At 70.2% G+C, this 19153-nt stretch carries 14 protein-coding genes and 1 pseudogene; 4 read left to right on the top strand and 11 right to left on the bottom strand.

The features are described 5' to 3' along the window. Positions 1-21: 21 nt before the first annotated feature. From pflA to gap, 6 genes are all read right to left on the bottom strand, one after another. Entirely contained in the window at positions 22-843 is an 822-nt protein-coding gene (pflA, locus tag ACZ6QO_RS06030; protein ID WP_465848120.1) for a pyruvate formate-lyase-activating protein, read from the bottom strand. Beyond that, a complete protein-coding gene (pflB, locus tag ACZ6QO_RS06025) occupies positions 840-3098 on the bottom strand; it encodes a formate C-acetyltransferase (RefSeq protein ID WP_465848118.1) in 2259 nt (752 codons plus the stop codon). The genes pflA and pflB overlap by 4 nt, the downstream gene beginning before the upstream one ends. A gap of 221 nt (positions 3099-3319) precedes the next feature. Next, the gene (locus tag ACZ6QO_RS06020) at positions 3320-3760 is read right to left on the bottom strand and encodes a universal stress protein (protein WP_465848117.1); all 441 of its coding nucleotides are present in this window, start codon (positions 3758-3760) and stop codon (positions 3320-3322) included. A 45-nt stretch (positions 3761-3805) separates the two neighbouring features. Next, positions 3806-4291 (bottom strand): flavodoxin domain-containing protein, encoded by a 486-nt coding sequence (locus ACZ6QO_RS06015; RefSeq protein WP_465848115.1) that lies wholly within the window; start codon positions 4289-4291, stop codon positions 3806-3808. 146 nt (positions 4292-4437) lie between these two features. Beyond that, a complete protein-coding gene (locus tag ACZ6QO_RS06010) occupies positions 4438-5100 on the bottom strand; it encodes a CBS domain-containing protein (protein ID WP_465848113.1) in 663 nt (220 codons plus the stop codon). Between the two features lie 16 nt (positions 5101-5116). Beyond that, complete coding sequence (gap, locus tag ACZ6QO_RS06005; RefSeq protein ID WP_465848649.1) at positions 5117-6109, bottom strand: type I glyceraldehyde-3-phosphate dehydrogenase; 993 nt, start codon at positions 6107-6109, stop codon at positions 5117-5119. Positions 6110-6300: 191 nt separating this feature from the next. Here gap and adhE point away from each other — a divergent pair, with 191 nt between their 5' ends. Next, positions 6301-8916, top strand: a complete 2616-nt coding sequence (gene adhE, locus ACZ6QO_RS06000) for a bifunctional acetaldehyde-CoA/alcohol dehydrogenase (RefSeq protein WP_465848111.1) — start codon at positions 6301-6303, stop codon at positions 8914-8916. 94 nt (positions 8917-9010) lie between these two features. Here adhE and ACZ6QO_RS05995 read toward each other — a convergent pair whose 3' ends face one another. Next, entirely contained in the window at positions 9011-10237 is a 1227-nt protein-coding gene (locus ACZ6QO_RS05995) for an RNA polymerase sigma factor (RefSeq protein ID WP_465848109.1), read from the bottom strand. Next, positions 10237-10652, bottom strand: a pseudogene (locus tag ACZ6QO_RS05990) (YciI family protein). Before ACZ6QO_RS05990 ends, ACZ6QO_RS05995 begins: the two are co-directional and overlap by 1 nt. 675 nt (positions 10653-11327) lie before the next feature. Between ACZ6QO_RS05990 and ACZ6QO_RS05985 the strand changes: the two are divergent. Further along, positions 11328-12164, top strand: a complete 837-nt coding sequence (locus ACZ6QO_RS05985) for a GNAT family N-acetyltransferase (RefSeq protein ID WP_465848108.1) — start codon at positions 11328-11330, stop codon at positions 12162-12164. A gap of 769 nt (positions 12165-12933) precedes the next feature. Then, a complete protein-coding gene (locus ACZ6QO_RS05980) occupies positions 12934-15630 on the top strand; it encodes an RICIN domain-containing protein (protein WP_465848107.1) in 2697 nt (898 codons plus the stop codon). A gap of 137 nt (positions 15631-15767) precedes the next feature. Here ACZ6QO_RS05980 and ACZ6QO_RS05975 read toward each other — a convergent pair whose 3' ends face one another. Beyond that, positions 15768-16229 (bottom strand): hypothetical protein, encoded by a 462-nt coding sequence (locus ACZ6QO_RS05975; RefSeq protein WP_465848105.1) that lies wholly within the window; start codon positions 16227-16229, stop codon positions 15768-15770. 307 nt (positions 16230-16536) lie between these two features. On the opposite strand from ACZ6QO_RS05975, the gene ACZ6QO_RS05970 reads away from it, so the two are divergent. Next, positions 16537-17622, top strand: a complete 1086-nt coding sequence (locus tag ACZ6QO_RS05970; RefSeq protein WP_465848103.1) for a hypothetical protein — start codon at positions 16537-16539, stop codon at positions 17620-17622. Positions 17623-17682: 60 nt separating this feature from the next. On the opposite strand, the gene ACZ6QO_RS05965 is transcribed toward ACZ6QO_RS05970, so the two are convergent. Both ACZ6QO_RS05965 and ACZ6QO_RS05960 read right to left on the bottom strand, forming a co-directional pair. After that, complete coding sequence (locus ACZ6QO_RS05965; RefSeq protein ID WP_465848102.1) at positions 17683-18354, bottom strand: hypothetical protein; 672 nt, start codon at positions 18352-18354, stop codon at positions 17683-17685. 263 nt (positions 18355-18617) lie between these two features. After that, the coding region (locus ACZ6QO_RS05960; RefSeq protein WP_465848101.1) for an RICIN domain-containing protein at positions 18618-19153 on the bottom strand (536 nt) is incomplete at its 5' end.

Genomic DNA, 19153 nt, shown 5'->3' with positions numbered 1-19153 from the left:
CGCCTCCGTTCTTGTCGCCGGTCAGACGCTGGTGACGCCGTGCGCGCGGAACTGCGCGTGGACGCGGTCGAGCAGCGCCTGTCCGGGGGTGGGGGTGTCGGCCAGGGGGAAGTTCAGGCCCAGCCGCTGGTACTTCCCGGCCGCCATGCGGTGGAAGGGAAGCACGTCGACGTGCTCGACGTTCCCCAGCTCCGCGACGAAACGCGCCAGGCGGTCGACGTTCTGCGCCTGGTCGGTGAGGCCGGGGACCAGCACGAAGCGGATCCAGGTGGGCCGGCCCAGGTCGGCCAGGCGGCGGGCGAAGCGCAGGGTCGGCTCAAGGGCGCCGCCGGTCAGGCGCCGGTATCCCGCCGGGTCCGCGGACTTGATGTCGAGCAGGACCAGGTCGGTGTCGGCGAGCATCGCGTCGGTCGCGCGGTCGCCGAGGAAGCCGGAGGTGTCCAGGGCGGTGTGCAGGCCGAGTGCGCGGCAGCGGCGCAGCACCTCCGCGGTGAAGCGGGGCTGGAGCAGCGGTTCACCGCCGCTGACGGTGACGCCGCCGCCCGCCACGGTGATGAACCGGCGGTATCCGCCGATCTGCGCCATGACCTCCTCGACGGTCACCCGGCGCCCGTCGCGCGTCCGCCAGGTCTCGGGGTTCTGGCAGTACAGGCAGCGCAGCGGGCAGCCGCAGGTGAAAACCACGAACCGCGTTCCGGGGCCGTCGACGCCGACCGAGATGTCCCAGGAACTGATGACACCGGTGCCCGGCGCCCCCGGCGGCGGGCGCAGTTCGCCCGCCGCCTCTCGTAGCGCCGCCTCTCGTAGCGCCGCCTCTCGGAGCGTCGCCTCGGGGGCGTTCACAGCGACCCGTGGAAGGTGCGGTCGACGACGTCCTGCTGCTGCTCGCGGGTGAGGCGGACGAAGTTCACCGCGTACCCCGACACGCGGATGGTGAGCTGCGGGTAGCGGTCGGGGTGCTCCATCGCGTCCAGCAGCACCGCCCTGGTCAGCACGTTGACGTTCATGTGGAACCCGCCGGCGTCGGCGTAGCCGTCCAGGACGCCGACCAGGTTCCCCACCCGCTCCTCCGCGGTGCGGCCGAGCCCTTCGGGGGTGACCGTGTTCGTGAGCGAGATGCCGTCCCTGGCCTGGTCGTAGGGCAGCTTGGCCACCGACAGGGCGGCGGCCACCATGCCGTGCCGGTCACGGCCGTTCATCGGGTTGGCGCCCGGCGCGAACGGCGCGCCGCCGCGGCGCCCGTCGGGGGTGTCGCCGGTGTGCTTGCCGTACACGACGTTGGAGGTGATGGTCAGCACCGACTGGGTGTGCTCCGCGTCGCGATAGGCGGGATGGCGGCGGATCTTGGCCATGAACGAGGCGACCAGGCCGGTCGCGATGCGGTCCACGCGGTCGTCGTTGTTGCCGAACGCCGGGTAGTCGCCCTCGACCTCGTAGCCGACCGCCAGCCCGGTCCGGTCGCGGATCACCCTGACCCGCGCGTGCCTGATCGCCGACAGGCTGTCGGCGGCCACCGACAGCCCGGCGATGCCGCAGGCCAGCGTGCGCTTGACCGGATAGTCGTGCAGCGCCATCTCGATGCGCTCGTAGGCGTACTTGTCGTGCATGTAGTGGATGACGTTGAGGGCGTTGACGTAGGTGGCGGCCAGCCACTCCATCATCCGGTCGAAGGCGGCGGCGACCTCGTCGTAGTCCAGGTACTCGCCCGCCACGGGCGGAAGGGCCGGGCCGACCTGCTCGCCGGTGATCTCGTCGCGGCCGCCGTTGATCGCGTACAGCAGGGTCTTGGCGAGGTTGACCCGGGCGCCGAAGAACTGCATCTGCCTGCCGACCGGCGCGGCCGACACGCAGCAGGCGATGGCGGCGTCGTCGCCGTAGGCCGGCCGCAGCAGCTCGTCGCTCTCGTACTGCAGTGAACTGGTCTCGATGGACAGCCGGGCGCAGAACCGTTTGAACGGCTCGGGCAGCCGCGGCGACCACAGCACGGTCAGGTTGGGCTCCGGCGCGGGGCCGAGGTTGCGCAGGGTCTGCAGGTAGCGGAAGCTCGTACGGGTCACCAGCGTCCGGCCGTCCTCGCCCATGCCGCCGATCGACTCGGTGACCCAGGTCGGGTCGCCGGAGAACAGCTGGTCGTACTCCGGGGTGCGCAGGAACCGGACGACGCGCAGCTTGATCACGAAGTCGTCGATCAGTTCCTGGGCGCGTTCCTCGGTGATGACGCCCTCGGCCAGGTCGCGTCGCAGATACACGTCCAGGAAGGTCGCCGTGCGGCCCAGCGACATGGCCGCGCCGTTCTGCTCCTTGACCGCCGCCAGGTAGGCCAGGTAGAGCCACTGGACCGCCTCCTGGGCGGTCGCGGCGGGGCGGGAGACGTCGCACCCGTAGGAGGCGGCCATCTCCCGCAGCTCCGCCAGGGCGCGCAGCTGCTCCGACAGCTCCTCCCGGTCGCGGATGACCGCATCGGTGGAGAAGGCGCCGTCCAGGCCGCGCAGCTCGGCCCGCTTGGCCTCGGCCAGCCGGTCGACGCCGTACAACGCGACCCGGCGGTAGTCGCCGATGATCCGGCCCCGGCCGTAGGAGTCGGGCAGGCCGGTGATGACGCCCGAACGGCGCGCGGCCCGGATCTCCGGGGTGTAGGCGTCGAAGACCCCGTCGTTGTGGGTCTTGCGGTAGGCGGTGAAGACCTCCCGCACGCGCGGGTCGAGCGTGTAGCCGTAGGCGGCCAGACCGTTCTCCACCATCCGCAGCCCGCCGGCGGGCATGATGGCCCGCTTGAGCGGCGCGTCGGTCTGCAGGCCGACGATCAGCTCCCGCGTCCGGTCGATGTAGCCCGGCCGGTGCGAGGTGATGGAGGAGGGCGTCGAGGCGTCGACGTCGTAGACGCCGCGCCGCCGCTCCTCGGGAAGCATGGCGGCGATCTTGCGCCAGACGGCCAGTGTGCGATCCGTGGCCGGAGCCAGGAACGACTCGTCGCCGGTGTAGGGCTCGTAGTTGTCCTGGACGAAGCCGCGGACGTCGATGGCCGTACGCCACGCCGTCCCCTGGAAACCGCGCCAGGCCTCAAGCCCCGCCTGCCGCCGGTCCGTTGTGACCGTCATCGCAAACCTCCTTGTGTCGGCCTCTCGCCCCAACTCTCGCCCGCGCGCGTCCCGCGCTCATCGAACGGAGGTCCCTGATCGTGGAGGCGAAGGTCCCTTCGACGGCCCGCAGGACCCGAACCGCCCGCAGGACCTGGAACGGGTTGCGGACCTCGGCCCGGTCGTCCAGCCGTTCAGGGAGACGCCTCGGCTTTGTCCGCCGCACGCCGGGCCGCGCTCGTTCAGTTCTGGTCGTGGTTCACCACGGCGATCGGGCACCGGGCGTGACGCAGGCACGCCAGGAGCACGGGACCGAGACGTCCCTCGACCTCACCCGGCGCGGAGGATCCGAGCACCAGGAGGTCAGCGCCCTCACTGTGGCGCAGCAGCTCCTTGGTCGCGCCGCCGACGCTCATCGAGCGGTGGACGGTGACGTCCGGATACTCGGTCTCGACGAGTGAGATCGCCGTGTCGGTGGCCGCCCATTGCGCGACGCCCCGCCGCTCCGCCTCCTCCCGGCTCTCGATCGGCGCGTACGTCGCGATCGGCGTGAGGGGGCTCTCCTGGGCGTGCACCACCACCAGCTCCGCGTGGTCGCGAGACGCCTCCGCCGCGGCCCAGGACAGTGCCCTTCGTGACTCCCGTCGGTGGTCGACGCCGACGACGATCCGCTTCTTTCTCATCTCGGCCGCCCCTCTTCCGCTCGCTTGCTTCCGCTTTCTTCCGCGTCAGCCCGACTGGGCGGACACGTTCTTGGCCCACGCCGTGACCTGTTCGCGGTCGCGGTAGTCGCCGGCCATCCTCTTGGCCAGGGAGGCGGCGATGAAGCCCGGCTGCTCGGGCGCGAGGCGCCCGCCGAACGTCGCGTGCCCGGCCGCGCCGAGCCGGGACATCCACTTGGCGACTCCGCGCACCGGCGGGATGTCCCTCTCGGCGGCGGTGCGGTCGAGCGGGCCGCTGCTGAACAGCCACACCGAACGGTCCCGTAGCGCCTTGGCGTGACGCCGCGCGAAGCGGCGGGCCTCTTTGTGCCACACGCCCGAGTAGAGGGCGCCGCCGAGGATCACGACGTCGTAGCCGTCCACCTGCCCCGCCTCTTTCGCGGCGGTGACGTCGACGTGGTGGCCGTCATGCCGCAACGTCTCGCCGATCCACTCGGCCACCTCGGCCGTCGAGCCCCGCTTCGATCCGTGTGCCACCAGTATTCGTGCCATGGGATCACCTCCATGCCGAACGTCCGCCCAGTGCGGGCGGGCGCGTAGAGCCTCATGACCACGGTGACGGGTGACCAAGGTCCCGCCGGCCCGGAACTCGTGCCCGGAGGTCGTGCGCCGGCTGGACGGGGCGTTGGCGCGCCGTGTCAGAGCAGTGGGAGCACGATGGCGTCGTCTCTCACCGGGGAGGTCAGGTCGGGGATGACGGCGATGACGCCCTGCACCCGCCGGACCGCCTCCACCAGGGAGGAGATCTGGGAGGCGTGCTCGATCTCGCCGGCGACGGTCACGACGCCGTCGGCGATGCCGATCGACAGCCGTTCCGGGGCGAGCCCGGCCTCGTCGCGGATCGCGGTGATGACGTCCGCGCGCAGCTCCGCCGCCGGGCGCTCGAAGACGCGCAGCAGATCGGACTGGTGGACGGTCCCCGCGATCCGGCCGGTGACCGGGTCGATCACCGGAAGCTGCTTGATCCGCCTTTCGTGCATCAGCCGGGCGGCGTCCCGCAGGGACGTACCGGGAGTGACCGTGATCGCGGGTGTGGTCATCAGCTCCCAGGCGCGCAGGCCGTCGGCCTTACGCTGCTCCGACCGCCGCCTGCGGCTCAGCGGCGGCGTGTTCACCGGGCCGGTCTCCTTCAGCAGCAGATCGTCCTCGGACACCACGCCCACCGGACGCCGGTCCTGATCGATCACCGCGACGGCGCCGACGGCGTACTTCCTCATCGTGGTCACGATCTCGGCGAACGGCGCGTCCTGCCGCACCGCGATCCCTACGCGACCCATCACTTTCCCGACCTCGAGCGTCATGTCCTTCTCCTCCGCCTCACGACTCGCCGGCGATCCTGATCGCCGTCTCCACCAGCCGGCTCGCGTAGCCCCATTCGTTGTCGTACCAGCCGAACACCTTCACCAGTGCTCCGTCCGCCTGCGTCAACGGGGCGTCGAACACGCACGACGACGGGTCGCCGATGACGTCGCTGGACACCAGCGGCGCGGTGCTGTAGCGCAGGATGCCCTTGAGCGGGCCCTGAGCCGCCTCGGCGAAGACGTGGTTGACCTCCTCGGCGGTCGCCCGGGCGGCCAGGACCACCGACAGGTCGGTCAGCGAGCCGTCCACGACCGGAACGCGCAGCGCGATGCCGTCCAGCCGGCCCCGGAGCTCCGGCAGCACCTCGCCGACCATGCGGGCCGCGCCCGTGGTCGTCGGCACGATGTTCACCGCCGCCGACCGCGCGCGGCGCGGATCCTTGTGCGGGGCGTCCAGCAGACGCTGGTCGCCGGTGTAGGCGTGCACGGTGGTCATGAAGCCCTTGACCAGGCCGAAGTTGTCATGGAGCACTTTGACCATCGGCGCGACGCAGTTGGTCGTGCACGAGGCCAACGACACGATCTGGTGCAGCGCGGGGTCGTAGGCGGAGTCATTGACGCCTGGCACGAGCGTCACGTCGACGTCCTTGCCGGGGGCCGAGATGAGCACCTTGCGCGCACCGCGCTTGAGATGCGGGGCGACATCGGTCCCGGTGCGGAACCGGCCGGTGGACTCGATGACGAGGCCGACGCCGTACCCGGCCCAGTCGATGGCGCCGGGGTCGCGGTGGTCCGTCACCTGGATCGGACGGCCCTCCACCAGGAGGGCCGACGACGACACCGCGACGGTGCTGTCGTACCGGCCGTAGGTGGAGTCGTGCTTGAGCAGGTGCGCCAGCGTCTCCGCGCCGGCCACGTCGTTGACGGCGACGATGTCGAGTCCCTGGGCGAGGCCGCGCCGCAGCACGGCCCTGCCGATCCGCCCGAAACCGTTGATCCCTACCTTCATCATCGTTCCTCCCGGGTGTGCGGCTTCGAGCCGATCGTCCGGCGTGGCGGGTGTGCGGCCACAGGGGCGAAGGACCACTGTCGAGGGGTCCTTCGGGCAGGTGATCAAGGTCCAAGCGCTCCGGTGCGCGGGGCGGCGGGTCGAGATGCTGGAAGCGACCGCCGGACAACGAGATGCCGAGGATGATCCGCATGGCCGCGCAGGCACCGAACGCCGTCACCGAGATGATCGACCACCTCGTCGCCAATGGGCTCAAGGCGCTGGAGGAGTACGCGTCCTTCGACCAGGACCAGATCGACCACATCGTCAAGAAGGCGTCCGTCGCCGCGCTGGACGAGCACGCCGAGCTGGCCGAACTGGCCGTGCGGGAGACCGGGCGCGGCGTGTTCGAGGACAAGGCGGTGAAGAACATCTTCGCCTGCGAGCACGTCACCCACAGCATGGCAGCGCTCAAGACCGTCGGCGTGGTGGCCCGCGACGACATCAGCGGCCTGGTGGAGATCGCCGAGCCGGTCGGGGTCGTCTGTGGCATCACCCCGGTCACCAACCCGACCTCGACCACGATCTTCAAGGCGCTGATCGCGCTGAAGACCCGCAACCCGATCGTGTTCGCCTTCCACCCGGCCGCGCAGGATTGCAGCGCCGCCGCCGCGAAGGCCGTCCGGGACGCGGCGGTGGCCGCGGGGGCGCCGGAGCACTGCGTGCAGTGGATCGAGGAGCCGTCGCCGACCGCGACCGGTGCGCTGATGCGCCACGACGGGGTGGCGACGATCCTCGCCACCGGCGGCAACGGCATGGTCCGCGCCGCGTACTCGGCGGGCAAGCCGGCGATCGGCGTCGGCGCCGGCAACGTGCCCGCCTACGTCGAGCGCACCGCCGATCCGCGCCGGGCGGTCAACGACATCGTGCTGTCCAAGGCGTTCGACAACGGCATGGTCTGCGCCTCCGAGCAGGCCGTGATCATCGACGCCGAGATCTACGACGCCGTGCTGACCGAGTTCGCCGCGCTGCACGCCCATCTGGCCACCGCGGAGGAGAAGCGGAAGCTGGAGGACCTGCTGTTCGGCGCCGCCACGGGCGAGTCGTGCGCCGAGACCCGGGTCAACCCCGACGTGGTGGGCAGGCCGGCCGCCTGGATCGCCGAGCGGGCCGGCTTCACCGTTCCCGAGGGGACTTCGGTGATCCTCGCCGAGGTCGGCCAGGTCGGACCGGCGGAGCCGCTGACCAGGGAGAAACTGTGCCCGGTGCTGGCGGTGCTGCGCGCAGGCAGCACCGAGGAGGGCGTCGTGCTGTCCGAGCGCATGGTCGAGTTCGGCGGCCTCGGCCACAGTGCCGCGATCCACACGCGTGACGAGGCGCTGGCCGAGCGGTTCGGGCGGCGGGTGAAGGCCGTCCGGATCATCTGGAACGCCCCCTCGTCGCAGGGCGGCATCGGCGACATCTACAACGCGTTCGTCCCCTCGCTGACCCTGGGGTGCGGCAGCTACGGCCGCAACTCGCTCTCCCACAACGTCTCGGCCGTCGATCTGCTGAACATCAAGCGGATCGGCCGCCGCACCAACAACCTGCAGTGGTTCAAGGTGCCCGCGAAGATCTACTTCGAGCCGCACGCGATCCGCTATCTCGCCGACATGCCGGACGTGCACCGGGTGACGATCGTCACCGACCCGACCATGACCCGGCTCGGCTACGTCGACCGCCTCCTGACCGTCCTCGGCCGGCGCCCCGAGCGGGTGGCGCTGCAGATCATCGACGACGTCGAGCCGGAGCCCAGCGTCGCCACCGTCGACCGCGGCGCCGAGCTGATGCGCGCCTTCCGCCCCGACACGATCATCGCCCTGGGCGGCGGATCGGCGATGGACGCCGCCAAGGTGATGTGGCTGCGCTACGAGCACCCCGAGGTCGTGTTCGCCGACATGCGGCAGAAGTTCTTCGACATCCGCAAGCGCGCCTTCACCTTCCCGGCGCCGGGCGACCTCGCGCGGCTGGTGTGCGTGCCGACCACCTCCGGCACCGGAGCGGAGGTCACGCCGTTCGCGGTGATCACCGACACGGCCACGGGCAAGAAGTACCCGCTGGCCGACTACGCCCTCACCCCCAGCGTCGCCATCGTCGACCCGGTGCTGGCCGCCGACCTGCCGCCGGTCGTCACCGCCGACAGCGGCTTCGACGCCCTCACCCACGCCATCGAGGCCTACGTGTCGGTCTACGCCAGCGACTTCACCGACGGCCTGGCCCTGCACGCCGTCAAGCTCATCATGGCCAACCTGGAAAGCGCCGTGCGGGACGGTTCCGGCGACCCGGTCGCGCGTGAACGAATGCACAACGCCGGGACCATCGCCGGTATGGCCTTCGGCAACGCCTTCCTCGGCATCGTCCACGCCATGTCCCACACGCTGGGCGCCACCTTCCACATCGCCCACGGCCGGACCAACGCGGTGCTGCTGCCGCACGTCATCCGCTACAACGGCACCATCCCGGCCAAGCCGACCGGCTGGCCCAAGTACGAGCACTACCGCGCGCCGGAACGGTTCCAGGAGATCGCGCAGGCGCTCGGCCTGCCCGCCGCGACCCCCGCACAGGGCGTCGAATCCCTGGCGGCGGCGATCGAGCGCCTTCGCGACGCCGCCGGCATCGAGCCGTCGTTCCAGGCCCTGGGCGTCGAGGAGGAGGCGTTCATGGCCGCCCTCCCGCAGCAGGCGCGCAACGCCTACGAGGACCAGTGCGCCCCCGCCAACCCGCGGATGCCGATGCTCGACGACATGCAGGCCCTGATGCGCACCGCCTACTACGGCGCGGACCGCTGAAGAGAGAAGGACGCGAGGCCCGGCTACGAGCCGGGTCTTCGCGCCATGGCGCACCCGCCGGCGGGCCGGTTTCCGGGCGGGCGCACTGGGGAGGTCAGTCCAGTGCGGCCGCCTTGCGCAGCAGTACTGAGCGTTCGCGCTGGTTGGCGCACAGCCGGGCCGCCAGTTCCAGCTCGGCGCGCGCTTCCGGCCGCCGTCCGAGCCGGGCCAGCAGCTCCCCGCGCACGGTCGGGATCAGATGCGAACCGGGGAGCCGGTTCGAGGCGGTCAGCTCGTCCACGATGGCCAGCGCTTCCGCCGGGCCCGACGCCATGGCGACGGCGACGGCCCGGTTGAGCTCGACCACCGGCGAGGGTGCGATGCGGCCGAGTGCCTCGTAGAGCACCACGATGCGGTCCCAGTCGGTCGCCTCCACCGAGGCCGCCGACGCGTGGGTGGCGGCGATCGCGGCCTGCAGGCCGTAGGGGCCAAGGCCCCTGGTCGACGCCCTGGCCAGCGCGGCCACCCCCCGGCGGATCGCCGAGAAGTCCCACAGCCGCCGGTCCTGCTCGTCGAGCAGGACCGGCGAGCCGTCCGGGCCGGTCCTGGCCGGGAAGCGCGCGGCCGTCAGCTCGCACAGCGCCAGCAGGCCGTGCACCTCAGGCTCGTCGGGCTGTAGCGCGGCCAGCGTGCGCGCCAGCCGGATCGCCTCGTACGCGAGGTCGGGGCGCAGCAGCCGGTCGCCCGACGTGGCAGTCGACCCCTCGGTGAAGATCACGTAAAGGACGCTGAGCACGCCGCCCAGCCGTTCCCGGCGCTCGGCGGCCGGCGGCAGCTCGAACGGCACCCCGGCCGCCGCGATCGTCTTCTTGCCCCGGGTGATGCGGGCCTGCACGGTCGGCACGGGTACGAGGAACGCGCGGGCGATCTCCTCGCTGGACAGGCCGCCGACCACGCGCAGCGTCAGCGCCACCTGGGCCTCGGGGGAGAGCACCGGGTGGCAACTGATGAACATCAGCGCCAGCACGTCGTCGTCGATCCTGTCGGGATCGGCCTCGTGGTCGACCGCCGGGACGGCCGTCGAGTCGGCCGCCAGCAGGGCGTACCGGTCCTGGAGGGCGGTTCGGCGGCGGATCGCGTCGATCGCCCGCCGCCGGGCCGTGGCCATCAGCCAGCCGGCCGGGTTCTCCGGAGAGGCGAGCGGCCATGACACCAGCGCCTCGGCCACCGCCTCCTGGGCCGCGTCCTCGGCCAGCCCGAAGTCGCCGGTGAACCGGGTCAGCGCGGCGACGATCCGCGCCGACTCGATCCGCCAGACGGCCTCGACATCGGCCGTGCCCATCAGATCCGGCCGTCGCTCTCGCGCCCGGCCCGGTTCTCGACGATCACTCGTGGACCTGCGGGACCTCGTCGCTCCCGGGCACCCGCCGGACCTCGATCTTGGACCCGCGGGACGCAGGGATCCGCTTGGCCCACTCGACGGCCTCCTGCTTCGAGGCGACATCGAGCATGAAGAAGCCCCCGAAGAGTTCCTTGGTCTCGCCGTACGGCCCGTCCGTGACCACCGGCGCCTCGCCGCTGAAGTCGACCACGACGCCCAGGCTCGGATCGTCCAGCCCTTCGGCCGCGAGGAGCACGCCGGCCTTGACCATCTCCTCGATGACCTGGTGGGTCGCGGCCATCGCCTCGTCGATGTCCGCCATCAGGGCCGCGTTCGACTCGTCGGTGCCACGCATGATCAGCAGGTACTTCGCCATCGCGTTCTCCTCGTCCGGCGGGGCCGCCTCTCGGCCCTCGCACCCACATGTCGAACGGGCGGCCCGCGGATCGACACGGCCCGGAAGGATCTTTCGCCGCGACGCGCGCCGGCCCCTCCGTGGTTCGCCCGTCAGAGCGGCCCCTGAGATGAGCGATGGCCGACGCGGACGCCCCGCTGATCAGGCAGCTTATCGCGCCGCCGGTCGTACATGTATTGAGCGTTGAGTGGATCCCGCGAAGGGGCCGCACGATATTCGCGCGATGAATATCCGTCGGCCATTTCGAGTGTTCTTCCGCGAACGGCTCGCGCCGGTTGATCGTCCGGCGTGCCGGTAGGCAGGAGTGTCGCACCATGGACCCCTCGGGACCGCCGTGACTTCTCTGACCAGGAGATACCCTTTGGCAGGCCGCTGTTGACGGTGAGTGGATTCCGGCCGCATTCGCCGGACTTCGACGGCGTGACATTGATCACATGGCGAATGTGAACTCGTCCACAAACGTCCACCGTCGTCTTCGTTACCGTCTGCCTTGCCAGAAATCGTCGCCGGTGAGCGTCAAGAGGGAACAGGTACGAGCAGATGAACGACTGGAAATACTCCGGGGGCCGGGCGCTGCCCGCCGGATCGCATCCTGAGCCACGGGCCGGTACCCGCCGGATCCCGGCAGGAAAGATCATGCGGCCAGAGGAACAGACCGCTCTCGCCGAAGGCTCCGAGGCGGAGTTCATGTACCAGTACGAGTCAGGTGCGCCGTTGTCCGTGCGCGCCGAGCTCGGCATCACGACCACTCGTATCGGCGGAGGCGTCGCCCTGTCGATGCGCAACGACCCGGTGGGCTACTGGAGCAAGGCGCTCGGGTTCGGCTTCACGGAGCCGGTCACCTCGGCACTCGTCGATCGCGTACTCGGCTTCTACCGGGAGCAAGGCGGCGAGTCCGCGGTGCTGCAGTTCGCCCCGTCCGTCCTGCCGCAGGACTGGGAGGACATCCGCGCCGGACACGGCCTGCGGGCGAGCGGGCGCGTCGTGAAGTTGTGGTGCCCGATCGACTACTTCCTGATCGGCGCGACCGGCCTGCGCGTCGGACCCGTCGGCCCGGGCGACGCCGGAGAGTGGGCCTCTGTCGTGCTCCGCGGCTTCGGCATGCCGGAGAAGGGGCTCGCGGGCATGCTGGCCGCCGCCGTGGAGCACCCGGATTTCCGGCCCTTCGCGGTGTGGGACGGTGACCGCATCGTGGGCGGTGCGAACCTGTTCGTCCATGGCCAGGTCGGTTCCCTGAACTCGGGCTCGGTGCTTCCCGAGTACCGCAACCGCGGGGCACAGACGGCCCTGCTGGCTGTGCGCGCCGAGGAGGCGGCGAACGCCGGCTGCCGCTGGCTCGTCGCCGAAGCGGGCGAACCGGCGGAGGGCGCCGCCAACCCGTCGCTGAACAACATGCTCAGGGCCGGCATGCGGCCGCTGTACACGCGGGAGAGCTGGGTCTGGCGGCCCGGCGCCGCCGACCGTTCTGCCTGATCGCGGGCCCAGGGAAAGGGCGCCGTCCACGCCTGCTCCGCACCCGCGCGGATGGCGCGGCCCCGCGAGCCTCCCGAGCATGAAGACGTCCGGAGGCTCGGCTGGGGTGGGAGGGGGCGGGGCGCCGGCCGCGCAGGCCGGGTTCGGCGCTGATGAAAGTTACATCAGCGCCTGTGTTCCACACCGCTGGGGTAAGCGGTCTTCTCGCTCGGCCCGCCGGGGAAGCGGGCTGATCCGCCGGGGGACCGGGACGCCGCGGGCAGCGCGTGGTGGATCGCGCAGGGCCGTCGGCGACCGGCCCTGCGACGGAGAGACCGGCCCCTGACCTGGTAGATCGAGCGGTCAGGCCGCCGGGCCGCGCCGGGCGCGTGACCGGCGGGGGCCCGCCGCGATCCGCGCGGGCCGCCGGGGCGCGGCGGATCGCCCGGCGTCGCGGCGCTGGAGCGGACGAAGGCGCGCCGTCCGCCGCTTCGTCGACTGTTGCGAGACACCTCTGTTAATGCGACATTACCCGAAGACATCAGTCGGCATACGTCATACGTTACGAGGTCGCGAATGGTAACGCCGCGTATGCCACGGATTCTCGGGGCGTGTCATGAGGAGAACACTCGCGCCCCGGCGGCGATGACCCTCGTCAGCGCGGCGCCGGGGATGACGGCCAGGCAGAACGGGCGCCACGCTCGCGCGATGGCACACCCGATGAACTCCGCTACGGCGGGGTCGTCGCGCGGCGAACACATCTGCTCGGAACCAGCGAAAGGAACAGAGCGTGAAGTCAGCCCTGTCCACCACTGGGAAGGCGTTAGCAGCGCTCGCGGTGTTCGTCGCCGCGGTGTTGCTGCCGACCTTCGCAGGTAACAGCCCGGCCTCGGCGGCGACCCAGGCAACGTACTACGTCGCCCCTGACGGCAATGACGCGAATGCGGGAACGATCACGTCACCGTTCAGAACCCTGCAGCGCGCGAGGGACGTCGTCCGCACGGTGAACGCCAACATGACAGGCGACATCTACGTGTACCTCCGCGGCGGGAACTACTCGGTCGGCAGCACGATCGACTTCACGCCGGCCGACTCGGGCACGAACGGTTACCGGGTCATATACGCCGCCTACGAGAACGAGACGCCCGTCCTCAGCGGAGGCGTCCAGGTGACCGGATGGACGCAGCACAGCGGCAACATCTGGAAGGCCCCGCTGAATCGCAGCAACAAGCTGCGTGCGCTCTATGTCAACGACAAGCGGGCGTACATGGCTTCGAAGACGATCAGCTCGCAAGGGTGCTACGGGAGCTACAACATCACGGCGGGGCAGGCGTCCTGGGCGTGGGAGTCGGGTTCGCAGTGCGCGGGAGCGAAGTACAGCCTGGGCGACTTCCCGGCTGTCGCCGGCAACCAGGACGACATCGAAATCGAAACGGGGACGACCTGGACCACGGCGATCGTGGGAGTCCGGCAGGTCACCTCTGACAGCTCGAACCGCATAGCCCTGTTCCAGCAGCCGGGAGCGGCGATCGCCCAGGGCGCCTTCAACGGCAACGCCCAGATCGGCGGCTCCCACAAGGTCATGAACGCCTACGAGTTCCTGGACTCGCCGGGCGAGTTCTACTTCGACAAGACCGGCAAGACGCTGTACTACTACAAGTCGAGCTCCGAGAACATGGCGACCGCGACGGTCTTCGCGCCGAACAACGTGTCGACGCTGCTCAAGGTGGCCGGCACCTCCACCAGCGCTCGCGTCCGGAACATCACCTTCTCCGGCCTCACGGTGGAGCACTCCGACTGGAACCTGTTCAATGTGGCCGGTTCGGCGTTCAAGCAGGCCCAGCAGGGGAATCTCGGCGCACAGGCTTATGCCAGGCAGAACTTCCACGTCTACTACTACCGCAATGTCGACATGGCGCCCGGCATCATCCAGATCGACAACGCCGACGGGCTCGTGCTGCAGAACAACCGGATCCAGCACACCGGCGTCGACGGGATCAGCATGCCCAACGACGTGGTGAACACGCAGCTGATCGGCAACTACACCAACGACATCGCCGGATCCGCGATCGTCGTCGGCCATCCCCAGCACGTCTACATCGGGGACTACACCTCGACCAACCGCGAGAAGTATCCCGTCGCGGTCGAGGGAGCGCCCAAGAACATCACGATAAAGAACAACTACCTCTACGACAGTGCCGTGTTGTTCAACGGGCACAGCGCCATCTCGGCGTACTTCGCCGACACCCTGACCATCCAGCGCAACCGCATCGAGAAGACCCCCTGGTCCGGGATAACGCTCGGCTGGGGATGGTGGAACTTCGACGGGTCGTCAGGCTCGATCCAGCCGAACCGGCCGACCAACACGGCGAAGAACAACACCATCAGCTACAACCACATCATCGACACGGTGCAGCGCCTGAGCGACACGGCTCCCATCTACACGCTGGGCAGCCAGCCGGGGACCACGATCACCAACAACTATCTGCAGGGCGTCCCGTCCGGTCACAAGTACGGACTCCACCCGGACGAGGGCTCGGCGTACATGACGTTCCGCGACAACGTCCTGAGCGTGGACAAGAACGTCACGTGGCTCATCAACTCCGACGACTTCGGGCGTAAGCACGACCTGAGCATCACGCAGACGTACGGTCCCATCAACAAGGTCTCCAACAAGAACCTGCCGAACAGCACGGTCCAGGACATCCTCGTGTCCTCCGACTATGTCTGGCCGTCGCAGGCTTACAGCATCGCCGTGAACTCCGGACTGGAGGACGCCTACAGGAGCATCATCCCGGCGGGCAACCTCTCTCAGCCGGACTACGCCCTGCCGGCCAGCACGTTCGTCGGCAGCGGTGTGACGTCGATTCCCATCCGCAGCATCGGCGACGCGAGCAAGACGGTCTGGCTCGCCCCCTCGGGCACGACCTCCTTCGCCGAGGGCGGCACGATGACCAGGGCGAGCGGAACCGCGACCTCCATCGCCGTCCCGACGTCGAACGGTGACTACCGGCTCTATGTCGTGGACGCCCAGGGCAACCGATCGGCCGAGTCGAAGTCACTCGTCAGGCAGGGGAACGGCGGCGGCAGCGGCCAGCAGAACGGCTCGATCGTCGGTGGACAGTCGGGCCGATGCTTGGACGTCACCGGTGGCCAGGCGACCAACGGCGCCCAGGCGCAGCTGTGGGATTGCAACGGGGCCACCAACCAGCGGTGGACGTACACCTCGGGCAAGCAGCTGCAGGTGTTCGGCAACAAGTGCCTGGACGCCTACGGGCGGGGCACCTCGAACGGCACCCAGGTGATCATCTGGGACTGCAACGGCCAGAACAACCAGCAGTGGAACGTCAACTCCAACGGCACCATCACCGGAGTGCAGTCCGGGTTGTGCCTGGACGCCAACGGCGCCGGCACGGCCAACGGCACGAAGATCATTCTGTGGTCGTGCAACGGCGGCACGAACCAGCAGTGGACCCTGCGCAACTGATGTGAGGTCCCACCGGGCCGCGGACGGTCGCACGCGCACCGTCCGCGGCCCACCGCTGCCGGCGGCCGGGAGCCGACGGTGAACGACCACGGTTCCGCGACGTGCGGACGGTGAAAGCCGGCGCCCCGGCCGGGCGGTCATCTGTGGCCCATGCGGAGCTTCTGGGAGATGTTGCAGACGCGGTGTCTCTTCTTGCACAGCGCGGCCTGGTTGATGGTTCCCCTGCCGACGTTCGTCGTCGAGATATGCTGCACGCCGTGCAGGTTCGTGCTGGTGAAGAGCTCGAAGTCGCTCGTGTTGCGCCTGCCGGTCCCACTGTGTATCACGATGTGCCGGTGGTCGTCGCCGACGATGGCGTTCGGCGCGGTGAGCGGGGTCGTGACGGCCACCGCGCCTGATGGCGGCGCCGTCGCCGCCAGCACGGTCGCCGTCATCGCGAACGCGGCGAGCGTCACCCGCCGCACGGCGACGCCATAAGTGAGTCCTCGTGGTGAACGAGACATCGTCGTACGCACCTGTCTTTCCGCGCTCATACGGCGGCGCCGGCCATCATCCGGCGGAATGCCCTCGATGTCGGTATGTGCCCGGCGGCCGGTCACGACTCCCACGCCGAGTCACATCGAAAGCGGATGCTGAATCGTTCTTAACCGGTGGAGGACGGATGTCTCTCCGCGGCGGCAGGGAGCCCGGAGGCCCGCCGAGGATGAAAGGTTCATCTGCCGCGAGGCGCCGGCGACGAGACTCGGGCGGGGTGATCAGGCCACTACCGCAGCCGATTACGGAGTGTGGGGGCGGTAGATGATCACTCCGCGGCCGGAGGTGCGCCTCATCTCTCGCGCCGTTGCCTTCCGGCCTGCGCGGTGGGACGTTGTGCGCATGCGGCGTGCTGCAGCGGGGCGATTGGGCGTGGCCGGTGTCCTGACCGCGCTGGTGATCGTAGCGGTCACAGGGTGGCCGGGCGGCCTTCCCACCGCCACGGCCGCCGGGCTTTTCGCCAGTCCGACGCCGTTCCCCACCGGCGGCCCGAGTCCGACGCCGGTGCCCACCGGCCCAGAACTGGTCTATGTCGCCAACGCCCGCGGCCCGGTGACGGCCTATCCGGCCGATGGCACGGGCGCCGTGCCGCCGGTGCGGCAACTGGCCGACCCGGGCGACCCGAACACCTACTGGGGGCCGTGGGGGATCGCCTTCGACACCCGCGGGAACGCGTACGCGCAGAGCTTCTTGTCGAACGCGACCACCTTCGTCTACCCGCCGGGCGCCACGACGCCGGGCCGGATCTTCCGCGTTGCCGGGCCGGATTCCCGGGCGGTGGCGGTGGACACCACGGGCTACGCGTACGTGGCGACCGGCCAGGCCGAGGCGATGATCGCGGTGGCCGCGCCGAGTGCGAGCGGCGCGTCCGCGAACCTCTACACCGTGCCCGTGGTACGCCAGTTCCTGACGGACGAGACGGCGTTCCACCCGTGGCCGGGCGTGCTGACCACGGACACGTCCGGACATGTGATCGCCGCGGTGGTGCGTTCGACCGGCAACGCGGTGGAGTTCTTCAACGGCGGCCCATCCGGCGGTGCCACACCGGTACGCGTCATCGCCGGGCCGCACACCGGCCTCGGTAGCTGCTCCAGCACCTGCGACCAGCTCGCGGTCGCCTACTCACCCTTCACCGGCCGGCTCTACGTCGCCGTCAGCCAGGGCGAGCAGACCCGCATCAACGTGTACGCCGGCACCGCGAACGGGGACGCCGCCCCGGTGCGCGTGATTTCCGGCCCGGCGACCGGCCTGGCCGGAAAGGTGGTCACCGGCATCGCCGGCAGCCAGGTCGACGGCACCATCTACGTGCTCACCAAAGCGGCCCTGTTCAGCAGCCCCGGCAGCATCCTGGCCTTCGACCGGCTGGCCGCCGGCAACACGCCGCCGCGGCGTACCTTCACCGACGGCGGCACCGGACTGCGCGACGGACTCGGCATCGCGGTGTCGTCCGTCCGCTGACCACGGCCCGATGCGGCCCGGCATGCCGGCGGAGTCGCCCAGGCTCTGAAGGAGCCGTCCTCAATCGCTTCGAAGGGCTTCGGCGGAGCCGGGCGTGGGCCGTCGGCTTCGGCGGTCCATGGTGAAGGAGTTCAGTTCGTCGGCTCGACGGAGGTCCTTGGGGCGGCCTATGGCGCGGCGCATGCGGATCAGGTCTTCTCGGGAGACGTAGTGGACTTCCAGATCGCCGGGGCCGGCCGCGGTGACCGCGCGGTCGAGGAATCCCTCGGGGCGGAGGTCGCCCCAGGGGAGCGCCGGAGTACAGCAGTCGCCGCCGGCACCTGGTGAGGTGAACTGCACTTTGGGGCGGAGGAAGGAGTCCGGGCGAAGCGCCAGGGGGCGGCCCGTTTCGTCGCTGAGCCGCGCGCCGACGGAGGTGAAGGCGGCAGCCAGGGCCGGGGCGTGAGCCGGCGCGCCGTCCCACAGCAGGTCCAGATCGCCGGTCAGCTCGGTGGAACCATGCATGATGCCGGCGACCTGCCCGATCACGACGACTCGTACGCCGTGGTGGTGGAGGGCTTCGAGCAGAGGGAACGGGTCGAACCCGACGGCGCCGTCCGTGCCGATCGTGCCGGCGTCGTCGTCGGCGTCCTGGTGGCCCAGACCGGTGCCCGCCCGGCCGCCGGCGAGTTCACGGGTGCGCCGGGCGGCGGCGCGGAGCACTTCCAGCGGTTCGTCGATCACCTGGGCCATACAACACCCGGCCGCACCCATGGCGCACTCGGATTCGCAAGGACCATCGCGCGCGCCAGGGAGGCCCGGCGGGGGACCGGCTGGAGGAAGTACCGCCGAGGAGCACTCGCCGGGACGGCCGGCCCGGTGCCGGGCCCGGATGACGCGGAGGATGGGCGGCGGGAAAGCCGCTCATCCTCCGGTATGCCGACGGTGCGGGCGCTCAGGGGTTGGGTCTCCGCCGAGACGAGCGGCCCGGTCGGCCCGGCGGAGAGTTCATGGGGTCAGACGCGGGTCCAGCGCTGGTTGCTCTGGCCGTTGCAGGACCAGATCTGGAGCTTGACGCCGTTGGCCGTCGAGTAGTTCGGCGCGTCCAGGCACTTGTTCGCGCCGACGGCGGTGATGCTTCCGTCGCTGTTGAAGGTCCACCTCTGGTTGCTCTGGCCGTTGCAGTCCCAGATCTGCACCTTGGCGCCGTCGGCGGTGCTGGCGTTGGCCACGTCCAGGCACTTGTTGCCGTACACCCGCAGCTCGCTCGCGGCGGTCAGCGTCCACTGCTGGTTGGCCTGCCCGTTGCAGTCGTAGATCTGCACCTGTGTGCCGCTGTTCTGCGACGCACCGGTCACATCGACGCATCGCCCGGAGCCCACGCCGCGAATCGCGCTCGTGCTGCCCGAAGGCGAGGGACTCGGGGTGGGGGTGGGGTTGGAACCGCCCGGGTCGCCGATGCTGCCGGGTACGGCCTGGAGTGCGGCGTACCAGGCGGCGGCCATCTTGTCGTAGCCGTTGGCGGTGGGGTGGATGCCGTCGATGAGGTCGC

The sequence above is a fragment of the Sphaerisporangium sp. NPDC049457 genome, from assembly GCF_055586705.1.
Note: the sequence above shows the minus strand (reverse complement) of the source record. Positions and strands in the feature narration are given on the sequence as shown.

Bases quoted from the DNA above. Each gene is read 5' to 3' on its own strand.
- pflB (WP_465848118.1), bottom strand. From the start codon at position 3,098: ATGACGGTCACAACGGACCGGCGGCAGGCGGGGCTTGAGGCCTGGCGC.
- ACZ6QO_RS06020 (WP_465848117.1), bottom strand. From the start codon at position 3,760: ATGAGAAAGAAGCGGATCGTCGTCGGCGTCGACCACCGACGGGAGTCA.
- ACZ6QO_RS06015 (WP_465848115.1), bottom strand. From the start codon at position 4,291: ATGGCACGAATACTGGTGGCACACGGATCGAAGCGGGGCTCGACGGCC.
- ACZ6QO_RS06010 (WP_465848113.1), bottom strand. From the start codon at position 5,100: ATGACGCTCGAGGTCGGGAAAGTGATGGGTCGCGTAGGGATCGCGGTG.
- gap (WP_465848649.1), bottom strand. From the start codon at position 6,109: ATGAAGGTAGGGATCAACGGTTTCGGGCGGATCGGCAGGGCCGTGCTG.
- adhE (WP_465848111.1), top strand. From the start codon at position 6,301: ATGGCCGCGCAGGCACCGAACGCCGTCACCGAGATGATCGACCACCTC.
- ACZ6QO_RS05995 (WP_465848109.1), bottom strand. From the start codon at position 10,237: ATGGGCACGGCCGATGTCGAGGCCGTCTGGCGGATCGAGTCGGCGCGG.
- ACZ6QO_RS05985 (WP_465848108.1), top strand. From the start codon at position 11,328: ATGCGGCCAGAGGAACAGACCGCTCTCGCCGAAGGCTCCGAGGCGGAG.
- ACZ6QO_RS05965 (WP_465848102.1), bottom strand. From the start codon at position 18,354: ATGGCCCAGGTGATCGACGAACCGCTGGAAGTGCTCCGCGCCGCCGCC.